Here is an 8,906-nt window from a genome sequence, read left to right as displayed (position 1 = left end):
AACTCCGGCGGCGACTACGGCCTCCTGCCCTACCGGCCCGGACTGCTCACGCTCCAGCGCTGAGCACGTACCCCGAGATCTGGAGAGCCCGGCCCGCGACCACGCGGGCCGGGCTCTCCGGCGTCTCGCCCGGCGGTGATCGTTGCCCTGGAGGCAACGATGGTGGCGCGGTCCGTCGTTGATCGGGACCGCCCCGCCCGGGAGGGTGGAGGTTGTCACCACCTCCCGGACGAAGGGTTGGGCAGATGTCCTTCCAGGCGTACCTCGACGCGATCGAGGACAAGACCGGCAAGACCCCGCGCGTCCTGGTCGACGAGGCCGGGGAGCGCGGCTACGACGCGGCCGACGTCAAGGCCGGCGTGATCGTGGGCTGGCTCAAGGACGAGTACGGCCTCGGCCGGGGACACGCGATGGCCCTGGTGCACGTGATCAAGAACGGGCCGAAGATCAGCGCCAAGCACGTCGGCTCCACGGGCTCGCACCGGGACGACAGCGACACGCTGTGGCTGGACGGCAAGGCCACCCGGCCGGTCGCGTAGACCGCACGTCCGTCACGTCAGGCACGGACGGTCAACGGTGCGCTCGTGGCTCGACCGTTGGCATAGCCAGCCTTCACCGCGACGACGGTCACGGTGACCGCCTTGCCGCGCATCGCCGCGGTCAGTGTCAGCGTCTTCGTCGTGGTGCCGGTCAGCACCCCGCCCACTCGCCACTCGTAGCGGTACGAGTCGGCGGCCGGCGTCCAGGTGCCGGTGGTCGCCTGCACGGTCTGGCCGACCCGCGGCGTACCGGTGATCGTCGGCTGGGCGGTGGCCTGCAACGCCGGGCCCTTGGCGACCGGCACGGTGGCCACCGACGTGGCCTGGCCGGACGTGTACCCGGGCTTGGTCGCGGTGACGGTCACCGTCAGCCGCTTGCCCAGCCGGGACGCCGGGATCACGTACGTCGGACCGGTCGCCCCGCTGATCGCGGTGCCGTCGGCCGCCCACTGGTAGGTGTACGCCGAGGCGGTGGGGCTCCACTCGCCGGTCGACGCGCGTACGGTCGCCCCCACCGCCACGGTGCCCGTGACGACCGGCACGGTCACCGACCGGAGGGCCTGAGACGCGGTGATCGAGAACGCGTCGGCGAGCGACACCGCGTCGCTCCAGTCGTCCGGCCGCACCGAGACGGACGCCTTGCCCACCCCGGCGGAGGTCAGATCCACCTCGGCGGTGAGGGTGCGGCGGTCGGTGGAGACGCTCCGCACGGTCGCGGTCAGCGCCGCGCCGGCGGCCGGGGTCACAGTGACCCGGTCCTCCTGGTGGAAACCGCTGCCGGTGATCGTGATCGTCCGAACCCCGCCCGTCTCGACCGAGGCCGGCGACACCGACGTCACGGTCAGCGGGTCGGGCGCCACGTGGAAGGAGTAGTAGGTCTGCAACGACTCGGCGCCGTCCGCCGTCACGCTCTTCACGTAGAGCGTGTGGTAGCCGGCGTCCGGCGGCGTCCAGGTGATCGTCGCCGTGCCGTCGGCCGCCGCCGCGACGGTGCCCTCGGCGCCGGGCATCTGGTAGGTGTACTTCACGGCGCCGATCTGCCGGGGCTTGAACGTGAAGGTGCCGGGCGCGAACTTGCCGGAGCCCGACGAGGGGAAGTCAGTGGACACGACCACCGGTGAGTCGGTGACGGACCACGAGGTCCCGCCCTCAGTGGTCTGCACCCCGGCGGCGTTGCGGGCGACCACGGTGACGTAGGTGTAGCCGCGCTTGGTGAGCGTGTACCGGAAGGTGACAGTGCCGTCGGCAGCGGCCGGCAGCACCTGCCGGGTGGCCGGGTCGCGGTTGAGGAGCACCTCGTACTCCGCGACGTTCACCATCTCGGTGCGCGCCGTGAAGGTGGCGGTCGACCCCACCACCTCGCCGCCGCTGCGGGTCACGGACGGGCTGGCGCCCGACACCGAGATGGAGATGAACCGCGGCTGCGAGAGCGTGCCGTCGGCGCTACGGCTCTGCACGTACAGCGCCTGCGTGCTCTCGCTGGTGGCGGTCCAGGTCAGGTCCGCGGTGCCGTCCACGCCGGCCGGCAGGACGGTCTTCTCGTCCGGCTCGTTGCCGTTGTGGTCACGGGTCCAGTAGAGGTAGGACGTGACCTCGGGCATGCGCGGGGCCAGGTGGAAACGGAGCGACGATCCGATGATCACGTACCGGTCGACGTCGCCGGTGACCCGGGGAGCGTTGTCGACGACGAACGTGTAGGCCCGCTCCGGGTGCGTCGCGCCGTCGGCGGTGACGCTGCGCACGTACAGGGTCTGGCGACCGGCCCGGGTCGGGGCGATCATCGCGGTGGCCGTGCGGTCACCGCCGGTCGCGACCGAACCGGACGGGCCGTCGCCGTCGATACGCCAGGCGAACGACTCCGTACCGGGGACGTTCGAGGTGAACTCGAACGCGCCTGGCACGCCCACGCCGTAGTCCAGGTTGCTGCCCCAGTCCGGATAGGCGGCGGAGAAGACCGAGGGCCGTGTCTCCCGTACCCAGAACTCGTAGACGTTCGGCTCCGACCAGTTCCCGGCCCGGTCGAGGGCGTACACGATCACCGAGTGATGACTCGCGTCCTGCGGCGTCCAGGTGACGGTGGCCGGCCCGCCGAGGCTCGTCGCCGGAACCGTGGCGTACTCGTCGCCTGCGCCGGAGAACCGGTACTGGTAGCCGACGGTGTCGTCGGAAACCGAGGTGAACGTGAAGCTCCCGGCCACGCCGACCGCACCACCGGCGTTGTCCCAGTCACCCGACGGGTACGTCGCCGAGGCGACTGCGGGTGCCGGACCGCCGGTGCGGTCGATCGTGAAGTAGCAGGTGGCGCTCCACGGCGACGCGTCGGCGCCGTCGAGGACGCGCACCCGCCACGCGTACGTGACCCCGTCGAGCTGGCGGGCGGGGTCTTCGAGCTGGATGTAGACCCGGTTGTTCTGCTGGTCGACCCCGTCGCGCCACTGCTGCGGCTCGTCCGGTCTGGCGACGTCCCACACCTGGAAGTCGGCCTGCGGGTCGGTGCTCCGGGGCGTGCCGCTGTAGGTGCCCTGGAGGACGACGGCGTTCGCGGCGTTGAGCCGTACCGGACTCAGGTACGGCCCGGGCGCCTCGGTCGTGCAGGCCTGGCCCGCGGTGGTGAGATCGGTCGGCCCGCCGACATCGGCCGAGGCCGGGGTCGCGGTGGAGCCGACCACCGTCGCGCAACCGACGGCGACAGCGGTGAAAATGGAGAGCAGACGCCCGGAAACGGGCGCAGGGGTACTCATCTCGGTCCTCCCCGTGAGTGATCGCAGGCGCTGGACGAGCGCCCGCGCGGGGGAAGGATCGCACGGGATCGACGGCGACGACGCCCCACTTTCCGAACCGGACAGTCCGAGGGCGTCGCGAGCGCTGGACAGCGACGCCTATCGTTCGGGCCATGGGAGCGATCAAGCCGTGGCACCTGTCCGTCCTGGCCCTCTGCTGCCTCGTGCCGCTCGTCGCGGCGGTGGCGGCGGGGGTGTGGGCGCGGCGACGCCGCCGCTGACCGTCAGCGGCCGGCGACGAACTCCTCCACCGCGGTGCAGACCCGCCCGAGCGCCTCGGCCGAGGCCGCCAGCGGTCCCGGCACCATCATCGAGTGGTCGGCGTCGGCGACCTCCACCACGTACGGGGTGAGCCGGCGCGCCACCGCACCGTCCCAGACCCGGTCGGCGGTGCCGCCGGCCAGCAGGAACGGCGCGGTGGCCCGGCCCAGCGGCTCCCGTACCGCGGGGTCGGTGAGCAGCGGCGTCAGCCAGACCGCCGGGATGCCCCGGTCGGCGGCGAGCGGGGCGGCGAAACTGCCGAGCGACTTGCCCACGAGCAGATCCACCCCGGCGTCGAGGACCGGATCCAACTGCTCGGCCACCCACTCCGGCGCGCTGTCGAGGCGCAGATCCCCGATCGACCGCCAGGTCACCTCGTGCACCTCGAAGCCGAGGCGGCGCAGCGCCTCACCGATGTAGACGAAGAGCGGGCCCCGGGTGTCGTAGCCACGTCCCGGAGCGAGTACCGCGCGCCGATCCGCCATGGTCGCCTCCCCTGCGTTCGATCGATGCGTCACGCTAACCGCCGCAGGAGCTTCCGGTGGCCCCTCGGGCTCACAGCCGTTCCGGGGTACGGATGCCCAGCAGGTCCAGGCCCTGCCGCAGCACCCGCCCGGTCAGCTCGCACAGCACGAGCCGGCTCTCCCGGACCGGCCCCTCGGCCCGCAGCACCGGGCAGCGCTCGTAGAACGCGCTGAACACGACCGCCAGCCGGTGCAGGTACGCGGTCAGCCGATGGAACTCCAGGCTGCCCGCCACCTCGTCGACCACCGCGGCGAAGCCGGCCAGTTCCACGGCGAGCGCCCGCTCGGCCGCATCGGCGAGCGAGACCTCCGCGTCCGGGCGCGCCGCCGCGCCGGCCCGCCGGAGGATCGACCGGACCCGGGAGTACGCGTACTGGAGGTACGGCGCGGTGTTCCCGTCCAGCGACAGCATCCGCTCCCAGTCCAGCACGTAGTCCTTGTGCTGGTCGCCGGACAGGTCGGCGTACTTGATCGCGCCGACGCCCACGGCGTGCCCCACCTCGGCGGCCTCCGCCTCGCTCAGTTCCGGACTGCGCTCCCGGGCCAGCGCGACGGCCCGCTCCACCGCCTCGGTGAGCAGCCCGACCAGCTTCACCGACCCGCCGGCCCGGCTGCGCAGCATCCGCCCGTCCGGGCCGAGGATCGAGCCGAACCCGACGTGCTCGGCCCGCACCGGCGCGGCCAGCCAGCCGGCCTGCGCGGCGACCGCGAACACCATCTCGAAGTGCCGCCGCTGCGGCAGCCCGACCACGTAGAGCAGCCGGGTCGCACCGAGCGCGCCGGTCCGGTGCCGAAGCGCGGCCAGATCGGTGGCCGGGTAGCCGTACCCGCCGTCGGACTTGCGCACGATCAGCGGCAGCGGCTCGCCGTCACGGCCCACCGAACCGGGCGGGAACACGCAGTCCGCGCCGTCGCTGAGCCGCAGCAGCCCGAGCCGGTCCAGCTCCTCGACAGTCGGCGCGAGCTGGTCGTGGTAGCTGCTCTCGCCCCGGAAGTCGTCGCCGGTCAGCGTCACGTCGAGCAGGCCGTACACGGTCAGGAAGTAGCTCTCGGACTGCGTCACCAGCAGCCGCCACAGTCGCAGCGTCGCCGGGTCGCCGCCCTGCAACGCCACCACCCGCTGCCGCGACCGCTCCCGGAACGCCTCGTCGTCGTCGAACTTCGCCCGCGCCGCCTTGTAGAACCCGTCCAGGTCACCCATCGACAGCTCCTGCGCCGCCCCGGCCTCGCCCAGGTCGAGCAAGTGCTCGATCAGCATGCCGAACGGCGTGCCCCAGTCGCCGAGGTGGTTGGCGCGCAGCACCCGGTGCCCGAGCCACTCCAGCGTCCGCGCCGCCGCGTCCCCGATCACCGTCGAACGCAGGTGCCCGACGTGCATCTCCTTCGCCACGTTCGGCCCGGAGTAGTCGACCACCACCGTCTCCGGCTCGGCCACCACCGGCACGCCGAGCCGCGGGTCGGCGGCCATCGCGGACACCAGCCCGCCGAGCGCGTGCCCGGCCACCGTGAGGTTCAGGAAACCCGGGCCGGACACCTCGACCGCCGCGCAGAGGTCGGCCAGCGCGGCGCGCTCCCGTACCTCCGCGGCGATCTCCCGCGGCGGACGGCCGAGCCGCCGGGCCAGCCCCAGCGCAGCGTCGGACTGGAAGTCCGCGTGCTGCGAACGCCGCACGGCCGGGTCCACCGGGCCGCCGGCCACCGCCGCGAACGCCGGCGCCAGCCGGTCGCTGAGCAACCTTTCAAGATCCATGAGTACGCCGATCTCGCTGTGGATCCGCCGCGCGGATCACCTGACGGGAACGCGACGGCGGAGCGAGGACGATCGATGACGACCGGCGGCTCGATCCGCCGGTCGCAGGAGGGGAAGGCTCAGCGCAGGCGGTCGCGGGACCGCCGGCGTCGCAGCGCGCCGAGCCGGACGTCGGAGGACGTCATCGGGTACGCGTGCGTGCTGGCCATGTCGGCAGCGTAACCGGCCGGTCCGGGGTCGGCGCAAGCGCGTACCCCGGACCGGCTCGTGGTCAGGCCGAGGGGGCGACGGCCTTGCGGTAGCGCTCGGCCCGGCGCCGCACCTGGGTGTACGCGCTGCTCAGGCCCATCGCCCGGCGGACCTCGACGAGCGTGCGGCGCACCTGCTCGCGGGTCCGCTCGGTGCCGGTGACGATCAGCTCGTCGACCAGGCCGGGCTGCGCCTCGAAGCGGGCCCGGCGCTCCCGGATCGGGTCCAGGAAGCGGTTGAGCGCTGTCGCCAGCGCCTCCTTGACCTCCACGTCACCGACCCGGCCGGCCCGGTAGCGCGTCTTGAACTCCGCCACCTGAGCCCGGTCCGGGTTGAAGATGTCGTGGAACTCGAAGACCGGGTTTCCCTCGACAGTGCCGGGCACGTCGGCGCGGACCCGGTTCGGGTCGGTGAACATCCCCATCACCTTGCGGCGCACCGTCGCCGCGTCGTCGGAGAGCGCGATCGCGTTCCCCTTGCTCTTGCTCATCTTCCCGGCGCCGTCGGTGCCGACGAGCGTGGGAGTCTCCGACATGATCATGTCGGGCACCGGGAAGACCTCGCCGTAGAGGTGGTTGAACCGCCGGGCGATCTCCCGGGTCACCTCGACGTGCGCGGCGTTGTCCTTCCCGACCGGCACGACCTGCCCCTTCACGCAGAGGATGTCGGCGGCCTGGAGGACCGGATAACCGAGCAGGCCGTACGGCATCTCGTCCTTGCCGGCGTCCCGGGTCATCTCCTTCAGCGACGGCACCCGTTCCAGCCGGGGCACCGTGATCAGGTTCTGGAACAGCGTGTTCAGGTCACCGACCTCGGGGATCGCGGACTGGAGGTAGAACGTCGCCCGTTCCGGCTCCACCCCGGCGGCGAGGATGTCGGTGACCATCTCGCGGGCGTTGTGGGCGACCTGCTCGATGTCCGCGCGGCTGTTGCGCGTGGTGAGCATGTGCAGGTCGGCGATGATGAAGAAGCTCTCGTAGCGCTGGTGCAGCCGCACCCGGTTGGCGATGCTGCCCACGTAGTGGCCGAGGTGGAGTCGCCCGGTCGGGCGGTCGCCGGTGAGCATGCGTGCAGAGGACATGGTCGTACGCCTTTCGTGCCGTTCGCTGGCGGGGATACACGACCCGGGTCGCCCAGGTCGGTGGAGCGGGCTCGTCAGAACGAGCGCCGCCATCGCCCGCCGGCGCGGAACCGAAGTCCGCCGGCACGGAGTACGTCGAGGATCTGCTCCCGGCCGTCGACAGCGTGGCCCGGGAGACCGCTGCGGGTCTCCGGGAGGCAGCTGCGCGGCCGGACCATGACTGACACGGTATCCGCTCACCGGCCTACGCCGCTGCCTCCTGCCGGGCTCCTGCCGGGCTCACCGCTGTCGATAGCTCTCCGTGTAGTAGCTGCCGACCCGCTCCCGGTACTCGGGGTGCGCGAAGTGGTCCGGGTCGAACGCGGGCGACTCCTTCACCTGCTCCCGGGTGCGGTCCACGTGCACGACGCGGTCCAGGTGGTCGACCCGCGCCACAGTGCCGGCCGGCAGCAGCACCTTCTTGCCGAAGATCCACGGACCGGTGTCCACCACCAGGTAACGCGCGTCCGCGTCCTCGCTCGCCTCGTCGATGGAGCCGATCCGCCCGTCCGTCGCCTCCACCCGGTAACCGGTGAGGTCGACCGGCGTACCCGGGCCGGGAGCGTCCAGCCGGTCGTCGGCGTCCGAGGCGTCGCGCTGCCGCGGCACGTCGTCCGGCCGGCTCTGGTCGTACCCACCGGCCAGGGCGGACGGATCCCGCCAGGTCCACGGGTTGAACGGCTGCATCGGTGGCACCTCCGTCGAATCGGCTCGACGGAATCAGTGCCCCGGCGGCGGGAACGGAAACGCGTGTGGCGCCGGTCGCGGGCCTGACCTGGGCGGATCGCGCGCTGGCATACTGGCCGACCATGGTCCTGTCACGTGGTTGGTCGCTGTTCCTGGTCGCCGTCGGCGTCTGGACGTGGGCGATCTGGCCGAGGTTCGCGGTCGCCATCTGGAACGACGAGCGTGCCTGGTCGGCCGGCTCTGTCGGCGAGGGCAGCCCGACCGGCTTCCTGTGGGTACACGCCCTGCTGATCGGCGCGTCCCTGGCCATCGGCACGACCGTAGGAGTCCTGGGCATCAGGGCTTGGCGCGCCGCCCGCCGCCCTTCCAGCCCGCCCTCGTCCCCGGCGCCGCCCTCGCACCCGTCCCGGTGATCAAGGAGTTTGTGTTTTCGGAGGGCCCGAATCGGGACGTGAACTCCTTGGTCAACGGGACCGGGACGGGTGTGACGCGCGCCGCTACCCCCCGATTTGACGATCAAACCTGGAGACGCGTAACTTTCTCTCTGCCAGCGCGGAACGGGGCAAACGGGACGAAAGCCCGGGAGCACCGAACAGGGCTGGCGCCGGGTCCGATCAAGGCTTCAGGTCTTGGAGGTCGCGGTCCGGGCGGGGCCCGCTGAAACGCCGCAGGGCGGATTTGGCGGAGCGGAACCGACCGGGTAAGGTTGTCGACCGGCAGGGAAACGGACGGGCCAGCGGGAAACCGCGGGCGGCCGGCCTGCCAAATCCGATGATCAAGCGCAACGGGTGACTGCTGCGCGTGCTCAGCGGCGCCAACCCGTACGAAGCACGACAGACCGGGACACACGGTTTGACACGGCAGAGACGGTGCGGTAACGTAGTAAAAGTGCCAGCCGCGAGAGCGGCGGGTGAACGAACGAAATGCCCCGGTCGGGGGTTCCGCGGATGTGGGGCTTCTGGTTGGTGTGTGGTTGTTCTTTGAGAACTCAACAGG

At 71.9% G+C, this 8,906-nt stretch carries 7 protein-coding genes; 2 read left to right on the top strand and 5 right to left on the bottom strand.

The window, feature by feature from the left end:
- The first annotated feature begins 245 nt into the window (after positions 1-245).
- A complete protein-coding gene (locus tag V6U82_RS31350; protein ID WP_334467619.1) occupies positions 246-539 on the top strand; it encodes a DUF4287 domain-containing protein in 294 nt (97 codons plus the stop codon).
- 17 nt (positions 540-556) lie between these two features.
- On the opposite strand, the gene V6U82_RS31345 is transcribed toward V6U82_RS31350, so the two are convergent.
- The 5 genes from V6U82_RS31345 to V6U82_RS31325 form a co-directional block, all read right to left on the bottom strand.
- Positions 557-3,280, bottom strand: coding sequence for an IPT/TIG domain-containing protein (locus V6U82_RS31345; protein WP_334467617.1), 2,724 nt, complete (start codon positions 3,278-3,280; stop codon positions 557-559).
- Between the two features lie 263 nt (positions 3,281-3,543).
- Positions 3,544-4,065 carry an alpha/beta hydrolase gene (locus tag V6U82_RS31340; RefSeq protein WP_334467615.1) on the bottom strand — a complete coding sequence of 174 codons (522 nt, stop codon included), beginning with the start codon at positions 4,063-4,065 and terminating at the stop codon, positions 3,544-3,546.
- A gap of 70 nt (positions 4,066-4,135) precedes the next feature.
- A complete protein-coding gene (gene argS, locus V6U82_RS31335) occupies positions 4,136-5,854 on the bottom strand; it encodes an arginine--tRNA ligase (RefSeq protein WP_334467613.1) in 1,719 nt (572 codons plus the stop codon).
- A 271-nt stretch (positions 5,855-6,125) separates the two neighbouring features.
- Entirely contained in the window at positions 6,126-7,184 is a 1,059-nt protein-coding gene (trpS, locus tag V6U82_RS31330) for a tryptophan--tRNA ligase (RefSeq protein ID WP_334467611.1), read from the bottom strand.
- A gap of 279 nt (positions 7,185-7,463) precedes the next feature.
- The gene (locus tag V6U82_RS31325) at positions 7,464-7,910 is read right to left on the bottom strand and encodes a PRC-barrel domain-containing protein (RefSeq protein WP_334467610.1); all 447 of its coding nucleotides are present in this window, start codon (positions 7,908-7,910) and stop codon (positions 7,464-7,466) included.
- Between the two features lie 122 nt (positions 7,911-8,032).
- Between V6U82_RS31325 and V6U82_RS31320 the strand changes: the two genes are divergently transcribed.
- Positions 8,033-8,323: an SCO4848 family membrane protein gene (locus V6U82_RS31320; RefSeq protein ID WP_128136617.1), complete on the top strand. Its 291-nt coding sequence runs from the start codon at positions 8,033-8,035 to the stop codon at positions 8,321-8,323.
- The last annotated feature ends 583 nt before the right edge of the window (positions 8,324-8,906 follow it).

It is taken from the genome of Micromonospora sp. CPCC 205554 (assembly GCF_036902745.1).
GTDB lineage: Bacteria > Actinomycetota > Actinomycetes > Mycobacteriales > Micromonosporaceae > Micromonospora > Micromonospora tulbaghiae.
This window is presented reverse-complemented; position numbering and strand designations above follow the sequence as displayed.